At 76.3% G+C, this 21,378-nt stretch carries 15 protein-coding genes; 4 read left to right on the top strand and 11 right to left on the bottom strand.

What is annotated here, in order from left to right:
- Positions 1-93: 93 nt before the first annotated feature.
- Both M3673_RS14875 and M3673_RS14870 read right to left on the bottom strand, forming a co-directional pair.
- Positions 94-2,205 carry a biotin carboxylase N-terminal domain-containing protein gene (locus tag M3673_RS14875; RefSeq protein WP_251534543.1) on the bottom strand — a complete coding sequence of 704 codons (2,112 nt, stop codon included), beginning with the start codon at positions 2,203-2,205 and terminating at the stop codon, positions 94-96.
- Between the two features lie 5 nt (positions 2,206-2,210).
- Positions 2,211-3,803, bottom strand: coding sequence for a carboxyl transferase domain-containing protein (locus tag M3673_RS14870; protein ID WP_251534541.1), 1,593 nt, complete (start codon positions 3,801-3,803; stop codon positions 2,211-2,213).
- Positions 3,804-3,923: 120 nt separating this feature from the next.
- Here M3673_RS14870 and M3673_RS14865 point away from each other — a divergent pair, with 120 nt between their 5' ends.
- A complete protein-coding gene (locus M3673_RS14865) occupies positions 3,924-4,499 on the top strand; it encodes a TetR/AcrR family transcriptional regulator (protein ID WP_251534539.1) in 576 nt (191 codons plus the stop codon).
- A 34-nt stretch (positions 4,500-4,533) separates the two neighbouring features.
- Here M3673_RS14865 and M3673_RS14860 read toward each other — a convergent pair whose 3' ends face one another.
- The 3 genes from M3673_RS14860 to M3673_RS14850 all read right to left on the bottom strand — a co-directional run bounded on the left by M3673_RS14860 (position 4,534) and on the right by M3673_RS14850 (position 9,602).
- Positions 4,534-5,784: an MFS transporter gene (locus M3673_RS14860; protein ID WP_056865159.1), complete on the bottom strand. Its 1,251-nt coding sequence runs from the start codon at positions 5,782-5,784 to the stop codon at positions 4,534-4,536.
- 159 nt (positions 5,785-5,943) lie between these two features.
- On the bottom strand, positions 5,944-6,705 hold the full coding sequence (locus tag M3673_RS14855; protein WP_251534537.1) for an SWIM zinc finger family protein: 762 nt from the start codon (positions 6,703-6,705) through the stop codon (positions 5,944-5,946).
- Complete coding sequence (locus tag M3673_RS14850; protein ID WP_251534535.1) at positions 6,702-9,602, bottom strand: DEAD/DEAH box helicase; 2,901 nt, start codon at positions 9,600-9,602, stop codon at positions 6,702-6,704. The genes M3673_RS14855 and M3673_RS14850 overlap by 4 nt, the downstream gene beginning before the upstream one ends.
- Positions 9,603-9,797: 195 nt before the next feature.
- On the opposite strand from M3673_RS14850, the gene M3673_RS14845 reads away from it, so the two are divergent.
- From M3673_RS14845 to M3673_RS14835, 3 genes are all read left to right on the top strand, one after another.
- Positions 9,798-10,286 carry a glutathione peroxidase gene (locus M3673_RS14845; protein ID WP_056865157.1) on the top strand — a complete coding sequence of 163 codons (489 nt, stop codon included), beginning with the start codon at positions 9,798-9,800 and terminating at the stop codon, positions 10,284-10,286.
- Positions 10,287-10,745: 459 nt separating this feature from the next.
- Positions 10,746-12,737, top strand: a complete 1,992-nt coding sequence (locus M3673_RS14840; RefSeq protein ID WP_251534533.1) for a glycosyltransferase family 2 protein — start codon at positions 10,746-10,748, stop codon at positions 12,735-12,737.
- A complete protein-coding gene (locus M3673_RS14835) occupies positions 12,734-14,038 on the top strand; it encodes an acyltransferase (protein WP_251534531.1) in 1,305 nt (434 codons plus the stop codon). The genes M3673_RS14840 and M3673_RS14835 overlap by 4 nt, the downstream gene beginning before the upstream one ends.
- A gap of 66 nt (positions 14,039-14,104) precedes the next feature.
- Here the strand turns inward: M3673_RS14835 and M3673_RS14830 are convergent, their stop codons facing one another.
- The 6 genes from M3673_RS14830 to M3673_RS14805 all read right to left on the bottom strand — a co-directional run bounded on the left by M3673_RS14830 (position 14,105) and on the right by M3673_RS14805 (position 21,377).
- A complete protein-coding gene (locus M3673_RS14830; protein ID WP_251534529.1) occupies positions 14,105-15,379 on the bottom strand; it encodes a hypothetical protein in 1,275 nt (424 codons plus the stop codon).
- 958 nt (positions 15,380-16,337) lie between these two features.
- Entirely contained in the window at positions 16,338-17,204 is an 867-nt protein-coding gene (locus M3673_RS14825) for an LLM class flavin-dependent oxidoreductase (protein WP_251534527.1), read from the bottom strand.
- 52 nt (positions 17,205-17,256) lie between these two features.
- Positions 17,257-17,805, bottom strand: a complete 549-nt coding sequence (locus tag M3673_RS14820) for a hypothetical protein (protein ID WP_251534525.1) — start codon at positions 17,803-17,805, stop codon at positions 17,257-17,259.
- Between the two features lie 123 nt (positions 17,806-17,928).
- Positions 17,929-18,756, bottom strand: coding sequence for a hypothetical protein (locus M3673_RS14815; protein ID WP_251534523.1), 828 nt, complete (start codon positions 18,754-18,756; stop codon positions 17,929-17,931).
- 107 nt (positions 18,757-18,863) lie between these two features.
- Positions 18,864-20,969: a RecQ family ATP-dependent DNA helicase gene (locus M3673_RS14810; protein WP_251534521.1), complete on the bottom strand. Its 2,106-nt coding sequence runs from the start codon at positions 20,967-20,969 to the stop codon at positions 18,864-18,866.
- Positions 20,970-21,068: 99 nt separating this feature from the next.
- Entirely contained in the window at positions 21,069-21,377 is a 309-nt protein-coding gene (locus M3673_RS14805) for a DUF2470 domain-containing protein (protein ID WP_251534519.1), read from the bottom strand.
- Position 21,378: the final 1 nt, after the last annotated feature.

The raw sequence follows: 21,378 nt of genomic DNA, 5'->3' as shown, positions 1-21,378 counted from the left end.
CGGGCCTGTCGCCGGCACCGGCCGGGGCCGCGGCCGCGGCGTCACCGGCGGCGGGAGCGCCGGGGCCGCCCGTGCGGGGCTGCTCGCCGCCGGTCACCGGGCGCCTCCGTCGCGACGTGCTCCGCTGCTGGGTGCTCCGCTGCTGGGTGCTCCCGTGCCGGCGCTGTCCGCCCCGGTGCCGGCGGAGCCGGGCGCGTCGGGCGCGGCCTCGACGACGAAGAGCGTCGCTCCCAGCGCGACCTGGCGTCCGGCGACGGCGTCGACCTCGGTGACGGTGCCGGCGAAGGGCGCCCGCAGGGCCAGCTCCATCTTCATCGCCTCCACGACGCCGAGCACGTCTCCCTCCGCGACCTCCTGGCCCACCACCACGCGCACGTCGAGCACGGTGCCCGGCATCGGGGAGACCAGCGTGCCGTCACCCGCGGCGGGCCCGCGGTCGGCGGCCGGGTCGGGTCGTCGGAAGACGTGGCGCTGACCGCGCAGGACGACCTCGACCTCGTGGGCCCGGGCGTCGACGACGGCCTCGAGGCGCTCGCCGTCGACGTCGAGCAGCACCGTGTGGTGCTCGGCGCGCAGCTGCACGACCCGCACCCCGTCGACGGCACCGCCGAGACCGTCGGCGGCCCGCTCGACCACCACCGGTCGGTCGAGGCCCACCCGCTGCGGGGCGGGCGGCCCGCCGAGGCGGAACCCGTCGGAGTGGAAGGGGCCGGCGCCGGGGCGGGCCCGGCCGGTCTCGCCGACCTCGCCGGTGCCGCCGGTCGCGGTGAGCATCGCCTGGGTCCACGCGGCGACGACCCGGGCCTGCGACTCCTCGGGCCGGGGCAGCTCGTGGCGGTCGAGCCAGGCGGTGTCGATCGTGGCGTCGCGGAACTCCTCGGAGGCGACGAGCGCGCGCAGGAAGCCGGCGTTGGTGGTGAGACCGAGGATGGCGGTGCGGTCGAGGGCCGCCACGAGGGCGCGGCGGGCGCTCTCGCGGTCGGGCCCGTGCACGACGACCTTGCCGAGCATCGGGTCGAAGGCGGTCGAGACGACCTGGCCGTCGGCGAGGGCGTGGTCGACGCGGACCACCGTGGCGCCCCGGGGGTCCGCGGCCGGGCCAGCGGCAGGGCCAGCGGAAGGTCCAGCGGCTGCGGCGGCGGGGGCGGCCGAGGTCGCCGCGGGCCAGCGCACCAGGCTGGCCCGACCGGCCTGCGGGAGGAAGCCGGCGTAGGCGTCCTCGGCGTAGACCCGCGCCTCGATGGCGTGACCCACCAGGGTCAGGTCGTCCTGGGCCAGGCCGACCGGCTCGCCGGCCGCCACGCGCAGCTGCAGCTCGACCAGGTCGACCGGAGCGCCGTCGACGCGGGCGACCAGCTCGGAGACCGGGTGCTCGACCTGGAGGCGGGTGTTCATCTCCAGGAAGTAGAACTCCCCGGTGTCGGCGTCGAGCAGGAACTCCACCGTGCCGGCGCCGGTGTAGCCGACGTGGGCGGCCAGGTCGACGCCGGCCTGGCGCACCCGGGCGCGCGTGGCCTCGTCGAGGGTCGGCGCGGGCGCCTCCTCGAGCACCTTCTGGTGCCGGCGCTGGGTGGAGCAGTCGCGCTCGAAGAGGTGCAGCACGGTGCCGTGGGCGTCGCCGAGCACCTGGACCTCGACGTGGCGACCGCGCTCGACGTACTTCTCCACCAGCATGGTGTCGTCGCCGAAGGCCGCCAGCGCCTCGCGGCGCGCGGCGGCCGTGGCCTCCTCGAGCTCCGCGGCCGAGCGCACCACGCGCATGCCCTTGCCGCCGCCGCCCGCGGCGGCCTTGACCAGCACGGGGTAGGCGGCGTCCTCGCCGGTCGGCACCACCGGCACCCCGGCGGCCACCGCGATCTCGCGCGCGGCGTCCTTGCGGCCCATGCGGTCCATGACCTCGGCCGACGGGCCGACCAGGACGACACCGGCGGCCTCCAGCGCCCGCGCGAACGCCGCCCGCTCGGAGAGGAAGCCGTAGCCGGGGTGCACCGCGTCGGCGCCCACGGCCACCGCGGCGGCGACCACCGCGTCGACGTCGAGGTAGCTCTCCACGCGCACCGCGGCGTCGGCGGCGCGCACGTGGGGCGCCGTGGCGTCGAGGTCGGTGTGGATCGCGACCGTGCGCAGGCCCAGGCGGGCGGCGGTGCGGAAGACCCGCAGCGCGATCTCGCCGCGGTTGGCGACGAGCAGGGTGTGGATCGTCATCTCGCTCACATCCGGAAGACGCCGTAGGAGGGGCTGGGCACCGGCGCGTGCGCGGCGGCCGCCAGGCCCATGCCGAGCACCCGGCGGGTGCCGACGGGGTCGATGACGCCGTCGTCCCACAGCCGGGCCGTGGAGTAGTACGGCGAGCCCTGCGCGTCGTACTGCTCGCGGATCGGGGCGCGGAAGTCCTCCTCCGCCTCGGCCGACCAGTCCTCGCCGCGGGCCTCGAGCCCGTCGCGGCGCACCGTGGCCAGCACCGAGGCGGCCTGCTCGCCGCCCATCACCGAGATCCGCGCGTTGGGCCACATCCACAGGAAGCGCGGGTCGTAGGCCCGCCCGCACATGCCGTAGTTGCCCGCGCCGAAGGAGCCGCCGATGACGACGGTGAACTTCGGGACGACGCTGCACGCGACCGCGGTGACCAGCTTGGCGCCGTCGCGCGCGATGCCGTTGTTCTCGTACTCGCGCCCGACCATGAAGCCCGAGATGTTCTGCAGGAAGACCAGCGGGATGCCGCGCTGGTTGCACAGCTCGATGAAGTGCGCGCCCTTGAGCGCCGACTCGCTGAAGAGGATGCCGTTGTTGGCCACGATGCCGACCGGGTGGCCCCACACGTGGGCGAAGCCGCACACGAGGGTCTCGCCGTAGAGCTGCTTGAACTCCTGGAAGCGGCTGCCGTCGACGACGCGGCGGATCACCTCGCGCACGTCGTAGGGCGTGCGGACCTCCGCGGGCACGACGTCGAGCAGGCCGGCGGGGTCCTCCAGCGGCTCCTCCACCGGGCGCACCTCCCACGGCGGCGGCGGGGTCGGTCGCAGCGTGTCGACGATGCCGCGCACCACCGCGAGGGCGTGGTCGTCGTCGTCGGCGAGGTGGTCGACGACCCCGGACGTGCGGGCGTGGACGTCGCCGCCGCCGAGCTCCTCGGCCGTGACGACCTCGCCGGTCGCGGCCTTCACCAGCGGCGGGCCGCCGAGGAAGATCGTGCCCTGCTCGCGCACGATGACGCTCTCGTCGGCCATCGCCGGCACGTAGGCGCCGCCGGCGGTGCAGGAGCCCATGACGCTGGCGATCTGCGGGATGCCCCGCGCCGACATCGTGGCCTGGTTGAAGAAGATCCGCCCGAAGTGCTCGCGGTCGGGGAAGACGTCGTCCTGCATCGGCAGGAAGGCCCCGCCGGAGTCGACGAGGTAGACGCAGGGCAGGTGGTTCTCCGCCGCGACCTGCTGGGCGCGCAGGTGCTTCTTGACCGTGAGCGGGTAGTAGGTGCCGCCCTTGACCGTGGCGTCGTTGGCCACCACCACGCACAGCCGGCCGCTGACCTGGCCGACCCCGGTGACGATGCCGGCGCTGGGCACGGCGTCGACCCCGGCGTCCGCCCCGGGTCCGGCCTGGCCCGGGGTGCCGTACATGCCCGTGGCGGCGAGGGGGCTCAGCTCGAGGAAGGGGCTGCCGGGGTCGAGCAGCCGGTCGACCCGGTCGCGCACCAGCAGCTTGCCGCGGTCGGTGTGCTTGGCCCGCGCGGCCTCGGTGCCGCCGCGCCGCGCCGCGGCCAGCCGCTCGTGCAGGTCGGCGGTGAGCTCCCTGAGGTCTGTCACGCGCCCAGGTTAGCGATCGTTAACCGCAGCGTCCACGGGGTGCCCCCGGCGACCCGTCCGGGGCGGCCGGGGTCTGGAACGTCACCCGGGGCGCCGGTGAACGAGCGCTAACCTGTGCCGGTGACGACCGAGCAGGACGCCCCGCCCAGCCGGCGGCAGCAGATCCTCGACACGGCGGCCGAGCTCTTCGCCCAGCGCGGCTTCCACGGTGTCTCGGTCGCCGACCTCGGCGCGGCGTGCGGCATCTCGGGCCCGGCGCTCTACAAGCACTTCGCCAGCAAGGACGCCGTGCTGGCCGAGATGCTGGTCTCGATCAGCGAGCAGCTGCTGGCCGTCGGGCGCGAGCGGGCCGCGGCGACCGACTCGCCGGCGGCCGCGCTCGAGGCCCTCGTCGGCTGGCACGTCGACTTCGCACTGCGCCACCGGGCGCTCATCGTGGTGCAGGACCGCGACTGGGAGTCCTTGCCCCCCGCCGCGCGCGAGCAGGTGAGGCTGCTGCAGCGGCAGTACGTCGAGGTCTGGGCCGAGCAGCTGCGGTTGCTGCACCCCGACCTCGGGCTCGGCGCCGCCCGTGCCACCGCCCACGCGGCCTTCGGGCTGATCAACTCCACGCCCCACAGCGGCCTGCTCGACGACGCGGCCATGCGCGACCTGCTGCGCGCCATGGCCGTCCGCGCCCTGCGCGCCGACGCCTGACCCGGGCCGGGCGACCGCGCGCGGGGCCGCGGGGTCAGGCGACGGGGCTGACCGCGGGCTCGGGCGTGGCGACGGGGTCGGCGACCCGCTCGATGCGGCGCAGCGCCGGCTGGGCGACGAGGGCGAGCACGACCGCCAGGCCGGCCCCGGTCACCGAGACCGCGAAGGCCGCGGTGTGGCCCGAGGCGTCGGCCAGGCGCCCGGCGGTGCTGGAGCCCAGGGCGTAGCCGATGCCGGTGGCGCCGGCCATCAGCGTCATCGCGGCGCCGACGCGGGCGCGAGGGGCGACCCGCTCGGCGAGGGTGAAGGTGGTGATCATGTAGGGCGCGATCACCGTGCCGAGCACCATGACGACGGCGACCAGCGGACCGAGGCCGTCGACCAGCAGCAGCGGCGCGGACAGCACGAGCATGCCGACGGCGAAGGCCAGCAGCCGGCGGGCGGGGTGGAAGGAGTCGGGCAGCAGCACCATCGCGAGGCCGGCCAGCACCGAGCCGATGCCCAGCGTCGCGTGCACCAGGCCGGCCAGGCCGAGCTGGCCCTGGGCCTCGGCGAGCACCGACGTGCCGGTCTGCACCGACCCGAAGAGCACGCCCACCAGCAGCTGGGCTCCGAAGAGCGCCGCGAAGGTGCCGGTCACCAGGCGGCCGCGCGCGGCGCCGGCGTGGTCGGGGTCGACCAGACGGGCCGTCGGGTGCAGGCCGAACCACGTGCCGAAGGCCAGCAGCAGCGCGGCGGCCACCACGACCGCGGTGCCGGGGCTGGCGATCGCGACGACGACGCCGAGCAGCGCCGGGCCCAGCACGTACGACGCCTCGTCGGCCGCGCCCTCGTAGGAGAACGCGGCGTCGACCAGCCGCGAGCGGGCCGCGCCGGTGCCGCGGGTGATCGGGCGCCAGCGCACGCGGGCCAGCGGGCCCACCTGCGGGATGAGCAGGCCGGCCGCGCCGGCCGCGGCGACGAGCACGCCGGTGGCGGCGCCCCGGTGGGCCAGTGCGACGAGCACGAGCAGGCCCGCCCCGCCGAGGAGCGACTGCACGACCACGACGGGGCGCTGGCCCAGGCGGTCGGCGAGCGCGCCGGCGACCGGCGAGCCGACCGCGTTGGCCACGGCGAGGCTGCCGGCGGCCAGGCCGCCCGCGGCGTAGGAGCCGGTGACGGAGGAGACGAGGAGCAGGGCGCCCATCTGGCTCATCGCGGCGGGCAGGCGGCCGACGAAGGCGACGACGACGTAGAGCGGGCCGGTGAGGCCGAGGAGACGGCGGTAGCTGACGAGGGGTGACACGGATCGATCTCGAATCTCGCTGGTGTCGGGGCGCGACACGTCCGGCGCGCGTCGAACCCACCTCCGAGACGCGCAGGAACCCTCTGCTCCGACCATCGTAGCGAGTGCTACGTCGCGCCGGGAAGTCCTCGTGCGCGCCGCGGCGCCGGGCCGGGTCGCTCAGAACAGACGGTCGAGCGCGGCCCCGGGGGCACCGTCGGCGCCCGGGTCGCCGGCGCCGCGCTCGAGCAGGTCGAGCAGCCGCGCGGCGCGCACGCTCGCGTCGAGCGCCAGGGTCAGGTCGTCGAGGTCCTCCCCCGCGCCGGCGGCGTCTCCCTGGCCGGGGTGGTCACCGCGACCGGCCGGGCCGGGGTCCGCGCCGTGATCCCCGTGGTCGGCGTGCAGCCGCGCCAGCAGCTCCTCGCGGCCCAGTCCGCGCAGGTGCAGCAGCACGAGGGGGTCGGCCTCCAGCAGCCAGGTCAGCTGGTAGAGCACCGCGAGGGCGTGCGCGCAGGGGTCGGTCCAGGCGGGGCAGGTGCAGGTGGTGGCGAGCTCGCCGCCGTAGGGCAGCAGCTCGACGCCGGCCTCCTCGGCGTGCTCGACCAGGTCGTGGGGCAGGTCGCCGGCCAGCAGCGCGGCCACACGGCCCGAGGCGGCCGCCACCGCCTCCACCAGGGCCTCGGCGCCGGGCCGGTCGAGCACGGGGACCTCCCCGGAGACCGTCCACAGGCCGTGGGCGTCCTCGACGGAGGCGAGGAAGGACCCGTCGTCGACGCTCACCTGCCCCACCCGGCCGCCCCGGGCCAGGCTGCGGCCGGCGGCCAGGTCGGCCTCGGCGTAGGCCGACTCCTCGACCGCGCGCACCCACGCCTTGCCCCACCACGTGCTCGCCCGGGTGCGCGAGCGGCGCGGGGCGAGCCGGGGGTGGAGCAGGGCGCTCACGGGAGGTCCGGCCCGCCGGACGCGGCGCCCCCGGCGGGGTCGCGGCGCAGCGTCACGAGGTCGCGCAGCTCCTCGTTGCTCAGCTGCGTGAGCGCGGCCTCCCCGCCGCCGAGCACGGCATCGGCCAGCGCCCGCTTGCGCGCCAGCAGCTCGGCCACCTTCTCCTCGATCGTGCCGCGGGTGGTCATGCGGTGCACCTGCACCGGGCGGGTCTGACCGATGCGGTAGGCGCGGTCGGTGGCCTGCTCCTCGACCGCGGGGTTCCACCAGCGGTCGAGGTGGACGACGTGGTCGGCACGGGTGAGGTTGAGCCCCGTTCCCCCGGCCTTGAGCGAGAGCAGGAAGACCGGCGCGGGCTCGTCGGGCGCAGCGTCCTGGAAGCGCCGCACCATCGCCTCGCGCTCGCGCACGGGGGTGCCGCCGTGGAGGAACTGGTGGGCGATCCCCTGGGCCGAGAGGTGCGACTCGACCAGCCGCGCCATCGCGACGTACTGCGTGAAGACCAGGGCGGCGCCGCCCTCGGCGAGCACCGTGGAGAGCAGCTCGTCGAGCAGGTCGATCTTCTCCGAGCGTCCCGCGACGCGGCCGCCCGACTGCTTGAGGAAGTGCGCGGGGTGGTTGCAGATCTGCTTGAGCCCGGTGAGCAGGGCCAGCACCAGGCCGCGCCGGGTCTCCTCGTCGGCCCGCTCGATGCGCTCCATCGTGTCGCGCACGAAGGCCTCGTAGAGCACGGTCTGCTCGCGGGTCAGCGAGAGCGGGTGGTCGGTCTCGGTCTTGGCCGGCAGCTCCGGGGCGATGCCGGGGTCGGACTTGCGCCGGCGCAGCAGGAAGGGCTCGACGAGGTCGGCGAACTGCCGGGCCTTGGTCGGCTCGAGGCCCGACTCGATGGGCGCGGCCCACACCTTGCGGAAGGCGTTGCGGCTGCCGAGCAGCCCCGGGGTGGCCCAGTCGAGGATCGCCCACAGCTCGGTGAGGTCGTTCTCGACCGGGGTGCCGGTGAGCGCGACCCGGGCGCGGCTCGGGATGCGGCGCAGGTGGCGGGCCGTGGCCGAGCGGGGGTTCTTGACGTGCTGGGCCTCGTCGGCGACCACGAGGTCCCAGGCCACACCGGCCAGCTGCTCGTGGGAGACCCGCATCGTGCCGTAGGTCGTCAGCACGAAGCCGGGGTCGCCGGTCAGGCCCGCCTCGAGGTCGTCGAGGGAGCGCTGGCCGCCGTGGAAGCGGCGCACCGGCACGCCGGGGGCGAAGCGCGCGATCTCCGCCTCCCAGTTGCCGAGCAGCGAGGTCGGGCAGACCACCAGGGTCGGGCCGGTGGCGCCCTCGTCGTGACGGTGCAGGTGCAGCGCGATGAGGGTGACGGTCTTGCCCAGGCCCATGTCGTCGGCCAGGCACGCCCCCAGCCCCAGCGACGTCATCTCCGCCAGCCAGGTCAGGCCGTGGCGCTGGTAGTCGCGCAGGGTCGCGCGCAGGCCGGGGGGAGTCTCGACGGGCGCCCTGACCGCGGCCTGCGTGATCCGGTCGCGCATCTTCAGCAGGCTCGCCCCGACCACCACCTGCTCCAGGGCGGCGGGCTCGGCGTCGGCACGCCGGCGCTCGACCACCCCGACGCCGGTCAGCGCCGTCGCGAGCGCCTCGACCGCCGAGAGCGAGCGCACCATCCGCTTGCGGGCCTTGCGGGCGACCGCGGGGTCGACGACGGTCCAGCCGCCCCGCAGCCGGAGCACCGGGGCCGCGGCGCCGGCCAGCTGCTCCATCTCCTCCTCGGTGAGCGGGTCGCCGTGCAGCGCGACCTGCCAGCGGAAGGCGAAGAGCTGGTCGGGGGCCAGGATGCTGTCCTGGAGGGCCTCCTCCCGCGGGCCGGGCGCGGCCCGGCCGGGTGGGGCGGGCCGCGCGTCGAGCACCGCCGTGGCGGTGAGGTCGCGGCCCAGCGAGCGCGGCCACAGCACGTCGACGCCGCGCTGCCCGAGCGCGCCCACGCCGACCTCGAGCAGGCTGACCAGCTCCTCGGCGTCGAGGGTGATCTCGTCGGGCACGCGCAGCTCGAGCAGCCGCTCGAGCACCGGCCAGGTGTCGGCGGCGGCGCGCAGCGCGACGAGGGCGTGCGTGCGGGCCCGGTCGCCGAACCCGTGGCCGCCGGGCTCGCCCGGGTCCTGCGTCCACAGCAGCGCCGCGTCGCAGACGTGGAGCGGGTTGCGCTCGTCGTGCACCTGGGGCACCAGCCGCACCGCACCGGCGACCAGCTCCTCCTCGTCGGCCTCCACCCGCAGCGACACCGTCACCAGCTGGGGGCGGTCGTCGGCCGGCTCCTCGCGGTGGGCCTCGATGCGCCGGCGCAGCCGGTCGGCGAAGGTCTCCCCCGACCCCGACCCCGACCCCGACCCCGCGCCCGTACGCCGCGCAGCGCTCGCCGCCCGCCGCGCGCCCGGCGCGTCCGCGCCGCCGGGCCGGGCCGCGTCGCGCCCGCCGGTGGGGGCGCCGCGGGGCATGGCGTCGCACACGGCGTCGAGCACCTGCCGCACGACGGCCTCCGCCTCCTGCTCGCTCAGGTCGTCGTGGTGGCGGGCCCGCGCCAGCATCGCCACCCGGTCGGTGTCGGCGTCGTCGAGCGGCGCGGCGCGCCACGAGGCCGGGCCGGTCCTGCCGTCGGAGTCACCGGCCCCGACCGCGGGCTCGAACCGGCCCGCGGCCACCAGCCGCAGCCCCAGCAGGGCCGCCCCGGAGAGCAGGGCCACGCTCGGGTGGAGGTCGTCGCGCGTGTGGGCCCGGGTGAGCACCGGCAGCGCCGCCCGCATCGGCAGCGCGACCGTGCGTCGCTCGTCGACGAACTCCACCACGCTCTCGCGGGGCGGGTCGGCGGGCCGGAAGGAGGCCGTGCCGGTGACGGGGACGAAGCTCAACGCAGCACCTTCGCAGCCGGGTGGGGGAGGGGACACCGACCGTAGCCGCCCCCGCCGACCACACCCGCCGACCACTCCCGCCGACCAGCCCCGCCGGCCGGCCTCCCCCGGCACCGGTGGCCGCGCGCCGCCGCCCGCACCCCGGGCCGGGCCCGCCCGCCGCAGGGGCACCTGGGCGCGCCGTAGGGTCGGGCCATGAGCATCCTCGACGCCCCGATCGCCCGCCTCGACGGCACGCCGAGCACCCTGCGCGAGATCACCGGCGGCCGCCCGGCGCTGCTGGTCAACGTGGCCAGCCGCTGCGGCCTGACCCCGCAGTACGCCGGCCTCGAGCGGCTCCACGAGGAGGTCGCCCCCCAGGGCTTCACCGTGGTCGGCCTGCCGTGCAACCAGTTCGCCGGCCAGGAGCCCGGCTCGGCCGAGGAGATCGAGGAGTTCTGCTCCGCGACCTACGGCGTGACCTTCCCGATGACCGAGAAGGTCGAGGTCAACGGGGAGGGCCGCCACCCGGTCTACGCCGAGCTGGTCCGCACCCCCGACGAGCAGGGCGAGGCCGGCGACGTGTCGTGGAACTTCGAGAAGTTCCTCCTCGCCGCCGACGGCACCGTCGTCGCGCGCTTCGGACCCCGGGTGGAGCCCCACGACCCCCGCCTCGTCGACGCCGTGGCCGCCCTCGTCGGCTGACCCGCCGGCGGCACCCGCCGGCACCCGCCGCCACCCGCCGCCACCGGCCGGCACCGACCCCTCCCCGACCCGACCCCCGACCCGACTCCCGGACCCGTCCCCCGCCCTCCGGCGGGAGGCGGGTCCGCTGTCGTTCGCCGGTCCCCGGCCACGGATCGACCTCACCCCCACGGGTGGGCCCCGGGTAAAACCCGTGTGACGGGGCCGACGTAACGCCGGGGCGTTCCAGCGTGCCTGCGCCGACAAGACCCCTCTCAGTGACGGCGCGCACGATCCGCCGACTTGAACGATCCAGACCCGTCTCGCCATGGTGGTCGTTGCCTCGCGGCTCAAGCAGCCGCACCGGTCGACGGGCCTCACGCAGCGCCCACCGGCAGTCAGGACCCACGACCCCGTCGTGCGCCGTCCGACCCATCTCACCAGTTCTGCGCATCAGCGCGTCCACCGAGAGGCTTCTCCATGTCCTTGCTCGAACGACACTTCAACGACCCCCACACCGACCACACCGGCGCGCCCGCCGGCCAGACCGGCCGCGTCGTCTCCGCCGACGAGGTCCTCGACCTCACCGTGCGCAGCCGGGTCTCGCTGCCCGGTCCGCGCCCGCGCGAGATCGTCGCGGTGCTCGACCCCGTGCGCGCCGACCCCGAGGACGCGACCTCCTCGGTGCGCACCGAGGAGGAGGTGCTGGCGGCCGCCGCCGAGCGGCTGACCCGGCACCTCCAGCCCGGCGAGCTCGTCGCGCCCACCGACGACGGCCAGCTGCGCCTGCGGCTGCGCCACGAGGACAAGGCCGCGCGCCCCGAGCGCCTGCAGGCCATGGCCTATCACGCCGTCGAGGCGCTGGAGTCGGTCGACCACCGCGAGGGCGACCGGCCCGCGGTGCTCGACCTCGGCGTCGGCTGGGCCCCCGTGAGCCGCAAGCAGGACGCCCACCAGGCCGAGGAGTACGCCGCCTCCGCCGCGGCCGAGTCGGTCCTGCAGCGCGACCTGCAGCCGCGTCAGCTGGGTCGTCACCTGCGCGTGCGCCGGCCCCACATCGACTGGTGGTCGGCCGGCAACCAGGTCGCCATGGCCACCGTCGGCGCGGTCTTCCTGCCCTTCCTCGCGCTGGTCGGCCTCTACTCCTTCGGCCTCGACGTCTCCAGCGCCCTCTACTGGGTCCTCGTCGGGTCGCTGGGCGTGACCGCCCTGACGCTGTGGGCCGAGAGCTCCTACGCCCTCGACCCGCCGCGACTGCCGGCCCGCCCGAGCGCCCCGGCGCCGCGGGCGAGCGCCGTCATCGCGGCGTACCTGCCCAACGAGGCCGACACCATCGTCGAGACCCTCGAGACCTTCCTGGCCCAGGAGTACTCCGGCGGCCTGCAGGTCGTGCTGGCCTACAACACCCCCTTCGCCCTGCCAGTCGAGGACGACCTGCGCGCGATGGCCGAGGCCCACCCCGACCTGACCCTGCTCAAGGTCGAGGACTCGACCTCCAAGGCGCAGAACGTCAACGCCGCGCTGCGGGTGGCCGAGGGCGAGCTGATCGGCATCTTCGACGCCGACCACCACCCCATGCCCGGTGCCTTCGAGCGCGCGTGGCACTGGATCGGCGCCGACGAGGACCCCGCCGACGTCGTGCAGGGCCACTGCGTCATCCGCAACGGCTCGGAGTCGGCCCTGGCCAAGCTGGTCGCGGTGGAGTTCGAGCAGATCTACGCCGTCTCCCACCCCGGCCGCGCCCGCCTCCACGGCTTCGGCATCTTCGGTGGCTCCAACGGCTACTGGCGCGCCTCGGCGCTCGAGCGGATCCGCCTGCGCGGCTCCTTCCTCACCGAGGACATCGAAGCCTCGATGCGGGTGCTCGAGGCCGGCGGTCGCATCGTCAACGACCCGGGCCTGATCTCGCGCGAGCTGGCCCCCGAGACCCCCCGCGCGCTGTGGAAGCAGCGGATGCGCTGGGCCCAGGGCTGGTTCCAGGTCTCGCTGCGCCACCTCGGCCCGATCCTGCGCTCGCGCAGCCTCAGCCTGCGCCAGAAGATCGGCGCGTCCTACCTGCTGGCCTGGCGCGAGCTCTACCCGTGGATCTCCATCACCGCCTGGCCGCTCTTCGGCTTCCTGGCCTGGCGCGACGGCGGGCTCGACATGACCTCGCCGCTCTTCCTGCTCATCACCCTCTTCGTGAGCGTCTCGGGCCCGCTGCAGACGCTGGCGGCCTACCGCCTCGCCGCTCCGGAGATCCGGGCCCACAAGGCGTGGTTCTGGGGCGCGATGGTGGCCAACCTGCTGCTCTACACCGAGGCCAAGAACCTCGTGAACCGCGTGGCCCAGCTCAAGCAGCTGCGCGGGGAGCACCAGTGGGTCGTCACCCCGCGGCGCTCGCGCGGCGACGAGGCCGCCGCCGCCGAGCACCCCCCGTCCGACCGCACGACCGACCGCACGTCCGCCGAGACCGAGGAGGTGGCCGCATGAGCTCGACCCTGACCTCACGTCCCACCGCACACCCCGACACCACGCAGGACACCAGCCAGGACGCCGGCCTCGCCACCGGCCCGACCGGCCGCACGCCGTCGCAGGACCCGGTCGCGGCCACCGCGTCGCCGTCCTCGCCGGTCTACCCGCTCGGCTGGCTGCGCGCCCTCGCGGCGCTGTCGGTCGTGACCTTCCACGCCTACCAGAACAACCGCTCGGGGCCCGACTCCGCCTGGCCCTTCAGCGGGATCGGGCACCAGCTCATGGGCGGCACCGACCTCTTCGTCGACATGTTCTTCGTGCTCTCGGGGCTGGTGCTGTGGCTGCCGATCGCCCGCGCCGCCGAGCGCGGCGTGGCCAGCCGGTCGGGGCGCACCCTGCTCTACCGGCGCATGGCGCGGCTGCTGCCGCTCTACGTCGTGCTCGTGCTGCTGGTGTGGTCGCTGACCAACCCGACCTTCCCCGGTCACTGGGTCGACCTGGTGACCCACCTGACCTTCACCCACATCTACAGCGACCAGTACATCTTCTGGACCAACGGCCCGGCCTGGTCGCTCGCGGTGGAGTTCCACTTCTACGTGCTCGTCGCGCTGAGCGTGCCGCTGGTCAACGCCGGTGTCCGCCGTGCCACCACCCGCCGCGGCCGGCTGGCCGTCGCCTCGGCGCTGCCCGCCGCCCTGGTGGTCGTGAGCCCGGTCTACCTGGCCTGGGCGATGCTCGCGGGCGTCCCCCACACCGACTGGTCGACGTGGTTCTCCCCGCTCTCGCGGGCCACCGACTTCGGCCTCGGCATGGGCCTGGCCCTGCTCGCGGTCGCCGGCGTCCGCCTCGGCGGCGCCGCCCGCGGAGCGCTGCTCGCCCTCGGGCTGGGTGCGCTGCTCGCCCTGGTGATCACCCGCCCGCTCTCGGTGGCCGGCGAGTGGTGGCACCCGCTCTACGCCCTCGCCATCTGCGTGGCGCTGTCGTCGATCGTGCTGCACGACGGGCCCTACCCGTCCTGGCTGTCGTGGCGCCCGCTCGCCTGGCTCGGCGGCCTGGGCTACGGCATCTACCTCATCCACGAGCCGGTCATGCGCTTCCTGGGATCCCTCGGCCTCTTCCCCGACCCCGCTCCCGGCTGGCGCTTCCTGATCACCGCGGTGCTGGTGGCCGTGCCCTCGGTGGCGCTGGCCTGGGTCAGCTCGCGCACCGTGGAGGCCGCGGGTCAGCGGATGCTCGGCCTCATGGAGCGCGACGGCTCGCCGCGCGACTTCTACGCCCACCTCGAGGAGCCGGCGAGCGCCGGGTCCCGGCGCGCCTGACGAGATCGACCCCGGCCACCCGGCCCCGGCCCGACGGCCGGGGCCGGGTGGCTTCTGCGCGGGCGGCTACTGGGCGGGCGGCGCGGGCGGCGCAGGCGGCGGGGTCGTGGGCCGGATGCGCGTGCCGTCGGGCTCGGGACCGGTGCCGGGCGGACCCCAGCCGCCGCTGGGAGGCTCGCCGGGGGCCGGGCCCCAGGCGGGGCGGGCCTGGTCGGCGTACGCCGGGGGCAGCGGGGGCAGCGGCTGGCTCGCGGGCCCACCACCGCGGCCGCCGGCGCGGGCCAGGCCGCCCGGTCCGCCGAGCGCGCGCAGCACGACCAGCACCAGCAGCGCCCCGCCGAGCGCGCCCAGGACGACGCCCCACCAGGTGGGGTGCTCGACGGCCAGCACGATCGTCGCCAGCGGGGTGACGGTCACGGCCATGGCCACCACCAGCACGCGGAAGCCCACGTGGCGGGTGAGCGCGGCGCAGGCCGACCAGCCGAGCATGAGCAGCAGGGCCAGCACGAGGACCACCCAGGCGTCGTCGTCGAAGCGGTCGACCCGCGGCACGGGGCGCCCCTGGTCGTCCAGGCTGAAGCCGGCCATCGCCCGCGCGAAGAGGCCGGTGACGGCCAGCACCCCGGTGAGCGTGGCGTAGCCGGCCACCGTGAGCGCCCCGACCACCACGCCGCTGAGCGCACGGGTCGGCAGCAGCCAGCCACCGGCGGTGACCAGCACGGCGAAGAGCAGCAGCGCGACGGCGGGGCCGACCGCGCCGAGATCGTCGCCGCTGTCGGAGGTGCCGAGCACGTCGTCGACGAGCTGGCCGTAGACGACGAAGAGCCCCAGCACGGCCACGACCACGAAGGGCGCCCGGCGGGTCAGTACGTAGCCGCCGGCGGCGACGAGCACCGCGGCGAGACCCGCGAGGTAGAGGGTCGCGTCGCTGTCGTCGAAGGCCACTCCCACCATGAGGGCCACCGCGAGGGCGCCGAAGGCGCCCGGCCAGGAGACGAGGTCGTGGCGGTCGCGCCGGTCGTCGGCGCCGCCGGCGGTCCCGCCGCTGGCCGAGCCGCTCGCCGGGACGGCCACCGGGCCGGACACCGGGCCGGTCGGGCTCGCGCCGACCGGGCGGCCGTGAGCGGACCCCGGGGCCGTGGGTGCACCGGTCGCCACGGGGAGGCCCGCGCCCGGGCCGGTGGTGGCGGCGCCTGCGCGGCTGGTCACCACGCCGAGGGCGGCGACGCCCAGCAGACCGAGCGTCGCGAGCAGGCCGACGACGTAGTTGGACCAGTCGAGCTCCCCGTCGAAGCGGGAGTAGAGCGTCGACAGCACCACCGCGGTCGACAGCAACGCCACCCCGAGCCCGACCGCAGCGCGCTCCGGGTCCAGCGGCCCGTCGACGTGCAGCCGGGCGAGCAGCGACGGGCCGGGCGGCTGCCCGGGTCCGCCCGGGTGTCCGCCACCCGCGCCAGGACCGGGGTACGCCGCCGACGCCGGGGCGCTCGGCGGGGTGCTCGGCGGGGCGCTCGGCGGGGCGCTCGGCGGCGGGGCGCTCGGCCGGGGCCCGGTCGGCCCCGGGGCGGCGGATCCCGCCGGCGGGGGCACGGACGGAGGCGGGTCCGCCGGGACCGGCACGGGGGCAGGCGGCACGGGGGCAGGCGGCACGGGGGCAGTCGGACCTGAGTCAGGCGGCACGGGGGCGGGCGGACCGGACGAGCGCGGACTGGCGGGAAGGGGGCCGGTGGGGGGCCCGGCGTCGGGGGGCTGCGTCATCCCGGCAGCCTAGGGGCCGACTCTTTACCTCCGCAGCGTTCTTCGCGGCCCTGCCCCCGCCGTCCCGCTCGCGGCGCCGCCTCGCAGGGTTCCCGCGCGGCGTCGCGGACCGCAGGTGTCCCGGGCAGCGCCGTCGCCCGAGTCCTCGGCCTGCCCGCCGCCCCCCGGGCCACGACACGTCCTGAGGTTGAACGAACGTTCGATCAACCCGCCGCACTCCTCCAGCGTCAGCCACACCGCAGTGCGGACGACCCGGGGCACGCACGTCCCGGGGTCGGACGCGAACGCTCGACCAACCCGCGGCACTCCTCCAGCGTCGGCCACACCGTGGCGCCGACGACCCCGGGCCCGCACGTCCCGGGTTGAACGAACGTTCGACCAACCCGCGGCACTCTTCCAGCGGCGGCCACACCGCGGTGCGGACGACCCGGGGTCCGCGGCTGCGCCGCACCGCCAGGCACGGCCGGTCAGGACGGGGCGTGGGCCGGGGCCCGGGCCACGAGCGCGACGACCGCAGCGACCGCACCGCCCATGCCAACTGTCAGCCGCGCAGGGCCGGCAGCACGTCGGCGGCCACCTGCTCGAGGACCGCCTCGTCGCCGGCGTAGGGGCCGTCGGGGCGGGGCCAGTGCGTGATGACGTCGGTGAAGCCGAGCTCCGCGGCCCGCCCCGTCATGTCGGTGAAGACGCCGGCGCTCTCCAGCGAGAACTGCGGTGCCGAGTCGAGGTTGAGGTAGCGCGGCACCTCGGCGGGGTCGCGACCGTGCTCGACCAGCGCCTCCTCGAGGGTCCGCCGTGCCTGGTCGAGGCCGTCGAACCATGCGTCGAGGGTGTCCACGCGCGGACCCGTGGTGACCCACGCGTCGCCGGTGCGGGCGGCGAAGCGCAGCGAGCGCGGGCCGTTGGCGGCCACCACGAGGGGCACGTCGCGCAGCGGTGGCAGCGTGCGGGCGTCGCGCGCGGAGAACCACCGGCCGTCGGCGTCGACGTGGTCCTCGGTGCGCAGCCGCACCAGCAGCTCGACGAACTCCTGGAACCGGTCGACCCGCTCCCGGGTGCTGAGCTCCTCGCCGCCGAGGATGCGCGAGTCGAGGTCGCCCCCGGTGCCGACGCCGAGCAGGAAGCGGCCGCCCGACACGTCGTCGAGCGACTGCACGTCGCGGTGCAGGGCCACCGGGTGCCGGAAGTTGGGCGAGGAGACGAAGGTGCCCAGACCGATCCGCGCGGTGACCAGGGCGGCCGCGGTGAGGGTCGGCGTCGTGCCGTACCACGGCGACTCCGGCAGACCGCCCCACACGAGGTGGTCGTAGGTCCAGGCGTGGTCGAAGCCCATGGCCTCGGCGGCCTCCCACCGCGGGCGCAGCTGGGCCCAGGGCAGCTCGGGCAGGATCGTCAGTCCGAAGCGCATGCCCGCGACTCTAGGGGCTGGAGCCCCCGCCCGGTCGGGGCGGCGGCCCGTGTCAGCCGCGCGGGATCCAGACCGAGCTCCCGATCTCGCCCTGCGCGGTCTGCGGCGCCTCGTCGGAGTCGCCGCCGCCCGCGCGCTCGGTGAGCACGGAGAACCGGACGGCGCCGTAGTCGCCGTCGTGCAGGCACGTCGAGGGCATCGACAGCCGCGCGACGTCGTCGGCCCAGCGCAGCCGCAGCCCGTCGCACTCCAGCGGCGCCTCGGTGGGCTCGCGGTCGGTGAAGGCGCCCTCCACGACCTCGGCGCTCACGTCACCGCTGCCGTTCTTGCGGGCGACCAGCCTCAGCCCGGTGTCGCCGCGGGGGTCCAGGCTCACGACCAGCACCCCGGACCGGTCGGCGGCGAAGGTCGTGCGCACGACGACGCGGCGGTCGTCGTTGGCGACCTTGACCCGGGTCACGTCGAGCCGCTTGACGCCGCCTGCGTCACCGGTCGGGTCGGTGACGACCACCGTGACGGCCGACGCCGGGGCGGTGAGGGCGAGCGGGGCGGCGACCCCGAGGACGAGGGCGGCGGCCGCAGCCGCGGGGAGGAGGCGCATGGTCCTTGCTCCCACACCGACGGCCCGGCGTCACGCGACACGCCGTACGGCGGCCCCGCGGCCACCCGCTGCCGGGCGGGCCGCAAGCCGGTCGCCGCGGTGTCGGCCGGTCCCCGCAGCCGGTCAGCCGGTGGCGCCGGGGTCCTTGAGCTCAGGCGGCGGCGGGTAGCCGTTGCCCTGCCCGTAGTAGTCGAGCCACACGTCGTCGCCGATCGCCGCGCCGGCCTCGACGTAGGACGCGCTGGTGCGGAAGCCGACGGCGGGATCGGCCGCGAGGTCGACCAACCGGTCGGCCAGGGCCCGCTCGTCACCGAGCTCCTCCTCGAAGAACGGTCCGTGGCTGCTGATCGTGACGGTCCAGCCGTCGTGGAGGCCGGCCACGCTGAGGGAGCCGGGATCCTCCTCGGGGTAGCCCGCCTCCCAGCTGAGCGCGGTGCGCACGCCTCCGGGACTCGACTCCTCACAGCCGGTGGCGAACCGCGTGGCCCGGCTGTTGCACGTGAAACGCTCGAAGGCCTCGGTGCGCCGGCTGACCACGACCCTGACGTGGGTGCTGATCCCGCGGTCGTCGGGGAAGGCCACCTCCACCCCGAGGGCACCGCTCGGTACGCCGTCGCGGCGGAAGAGCGGCGCCGCGGCCGACGCCGGACGCCCGACGTGGTCGATCACCGCTGCCGCGAGGGCGCGGGGGGTCGTCGCCTCGGCGGTGGGGCGCTCGTCGTCGGACCGGTCGGCCGGGCCGGCGCCGCCGCCGCAGGCCGTCAGCGCCACGGTCAGGGTCAGGGTCGCGATCGCGGCGGACCAGCCTCTCCGCGAGGCGCCGTCGGGCCCGGTGCGGACGGGGCCCGACCCCCTCACCGCGGCGACCGGCCCCGGTCCACGGCCCGCCGATCCCTCGCCCCGGCGCCGGGCGCGGCTCGTCCTGCGGGGGCCGGCGGGTCGCGGGGTCATGCCCGGTGACGGTAGTGCCCCGGCGTCACGGGCGGGTCACGACCACGCGGGCTCGCCGCCCCGGGCAACGGCCCGGGCGGGATCTGGGGCTGGGGCCCGGGGCGGGCCTAGGCCTGCGCGGCCAGCGTGAGCGGGTGGACGGCGGCGGCGCCGGCGCCGCGGATCGCCCGGGCGGCGAGGGTGAGGCTCCAGCCGGTGGCGACGAGGTCGTCGACGAGCAGCACGGAGCGGCCCTCGAGCGCGCCGGGCTCGGCCTCCAGGGCACTGCGGCGACCGACGGCGGCGACGCGCTGGGCGGAGTTCATGGAGCCCTTGCCGGGCGCGACGTCGGGGTCGACGACGGCCCAGCGCCCGAGCACCGGCACCTGGAGGTAGCGCGAGAGGCCGTCGGCGAGGTCGGCGGTCAGGGTCGGTCGGGTGGCCGACTCGACCACGACGATGCCGTCCACCGGGGGACGCCAGTCACCCAGCACCTCCACCACGGCGCGCACCAGGGGCACCGGCACCGGCCCGTCGGGGCTCTCGGGGCGGAACAGCTCGCGCAGGGCCTGGCCGTAGCCGAGGTCGGTGAGCCGCGCGACCGCGCGGCCCTCCTCGGCCGCCGCGGCGATCTTGCCCTTGAGCTCGACGCCGAGGCGGTCCATGCCCACCGGCCACATCTTGCGCGGCGCGATCGGCACACCGGGCCGGGCCAGGCGCTGCTGGGCCTCCTCCACCGCGGCCTGCGACACCGCGCTCGACAGGGTCAGCCCGCCGCAGTTGTCGCAGCGCCCGCACGGCTCGGCGGCCGGGTCGTCGAGCTGGTCGCGCAGGAACCACATGCGGCAGCGGTCGGTGTCGAGGTAGTCCAGCATCGCCCGCTGCTCGCGCTCGCGGGCCTCGCGCACGCGGGCGTAGCGCTCCTCGTCGTAGCTCCACTCCTGCCCCGTCGACTCCCAGCCCCCGCGCACCCGGCGCACGGCGCCGTCGACGTCGAGGACCTTGAGCATCGTCTCCAGGCGGGTGCGGTTGAGCTCGACGCGCGGCTCGAGCGCAGCGGTGCTGATCGGCCGGCCCTCCTGCGCCAGCACCTCCAGGGTCTGACGCACCAGCTCCTCGCGGGGGAAGGCGAGGGAGGCGAAGTAGGCCCAGATGTCGCGGTCCTCGGTGGCGGGCAGGAGCACCACGGTGGCCTCGCTCGTGCCGCGCCCGGCGCGGCCGACCTGCTGGTAGTACGACACCGGCGAGGACGGCGCGCCCATGTTGACCACGAAGCCGAGCGTGGCGTCGAAGCCCATGCCGAGCGCGCTGGTGGCCACGAGCGCCTTGACCTTGCCGGCGATCAGGTCGCTCTCGAGGGCCTGGCGCTCGGTGGGCTCGGTCTGCCCGGAGTACGCCGCGACCTCGTGGCCGCGCGAGCGCAGGTAGTCGGCGATCTCCTGGGTCGCCGCCACGGTGAGGCAGTAGACGATGCCCGACCCGGGCTGCTCGGCGAGGTGGTCGGCCAGCCAGGCCAGCCGCTGGTCGGCGGTCGGCAGCCGCACGACGCCCAGGCGCAGCGACTCGCGGTCGAGCGAGCCGCGCAGCACGAGCACGTCGCGGCCCAGCTGCTGCTGGACGTCCTCGGTCACGCGCTCGTTGGCCGTCGCCGTGGTGGCGAGCACCGGGATGCCCTCGGGCAGGTCGTCGAGCATCGTGCGGATGCGGCGGTAGTCGGGGCGGAAGTCGTGGCCCCAGTCGGAGATGCAGTGGGCCTCGTCGACCACCAGCAGGCCGGCGGTGGCGGCCAGCCGGGGCAGCACCTCGTCGCGGAAGCCGGGGTTGTTGAGCCGCTCGGGGCTGACGAGCAGGACGTCGACCTCGCCGGCGTTGATCGCGTCGTGGATCGGCTCCCAGTCGCCGATGTTGGTGGAGTTGATGGTCACCGCGCGGATGCCGGCGCGCTCGGCGGCGGCGATCTGGTTGCGCATGAGGGCCAGCAGCGGGCTGACGATCACCGTGGGCCCGGCGCCGCGCGAGCGCAGCAGCAGGGTGGACACGAAGTAGACCGCCGACTTGCCCCAGCCGGTGCGCTGCACCACCAGCGCGCGCCGGCGGTGGACCGCGAGCGCCTCGATGGCCGACCACTGGTCCTCGCGCAGCACGGCGTCGTCGCGGCCGACCAGGGCGCGCAGGTGGGCCTCGGCCTCGTGACGGACCTCGGCGGGGGTGGCCTCGGTGGCTGCTGCGCTCATGCGGCCTGTCTACCAGCGTCCGCCGACGGCCCGGGGGCCGCCGTCCACAGGACCGCCCGCCCGGCGCACCCCCGGGCCCGCACGCCGCTGCGCGCCGGCTCAGCCGCCCAGCGCGGCCCGGGCGGCCTCGTGCAGCGCGACGACCTCGCGTCGCAGCTGCGCCCGCTCGGTGACCGGACCGCCGGGCCAGGCCACCCGCAGCGAGGCCTCCCCCGTGGCGTCGACGACGTGCCACGTGCCGCCGTGGGCGTCGACCGAGGTCATCTCCGCCGACGTCGCCGCGGGGTAGCCGTGGGCGCGCACGATCCGCAGCGAGTCCTCGGCGTGGTCGTCGTTCATGTGTGCGAGCACGGCGTCGACGACGTCCTCGCCGAGGCCGCCGCCCGAGGCCCCGGGCCCGGCGGTCACG

The sequence above is a fragment of the Nocardioides sp. P86 genome, assembly GCF_023712465.1.
In the GTDB taxonomy this organism is placed as follows: Bacteria; Actinomycetota; Actinomycetes; order Propionibacteriales; family Nocardioidaceae; genus Nocardioides; species Nocardioides kribbensis.
This window is presented reverse-complemented; position numbering and strand designations above follow the sequence as displayed.

Coding starts and splice junctions, on each gene's coding strand:
- M3673_RS14840 (WP_251534533.1), top strand. CDS start 10,746: ATGTCCTTGCTCGAACGACACTTCAACGACCCCCACACCGACCACACC.
- M3673_RS14815 (WP_251534523.1), bottom strand. CDS start 18,756: ATGACCCCGCGACCCGCCGGCCCCCGCAGGACGAGCCGCGCCCGGCGC.
- M3673_RS14835 (WP_251534531.1), top strand. CDS start 12,734: ATGAGCTCGACCCTGACCTCACGTCCCACCGCACACCCCGACACCACG.
- M3673_RS14820 (WP_251534525.1), bottom strand. CDS start 17,805: ATGCGCCTCCTCCCCGCGGCTGCGGCCGCCGCCCTCGTCCTCGGGGTC.
- M3673_RS14875 (WP_251534543.1), bottom strand. CDS start 2,205: ATGACGATCCACACCCTGCTCGTCGCCAACCGCGGCGAGATCGCGCTG.
- M3673_RS14845 (WP_056865157.1), top strand. CDS start 9,798: ATGAGCATCCTCGACGCCCCGATCGCCCGCCTCGACGGCACGCCGAGC.
- M3673_RS14825 (WP_251534527.1), bottom strand. CDS start 17,204: ATGCGCTTCGGACTGACGATCCTGCCCGAGCTGCCCTGGGCCCAGCTG.
- M3673_RS14810 (WP_251534521.1), bottom strand. CDS start 20,969: ATGAGCGCAGCAGCCACCGAGGCCACCCCCGCCGAGGTCCGTCACGAG.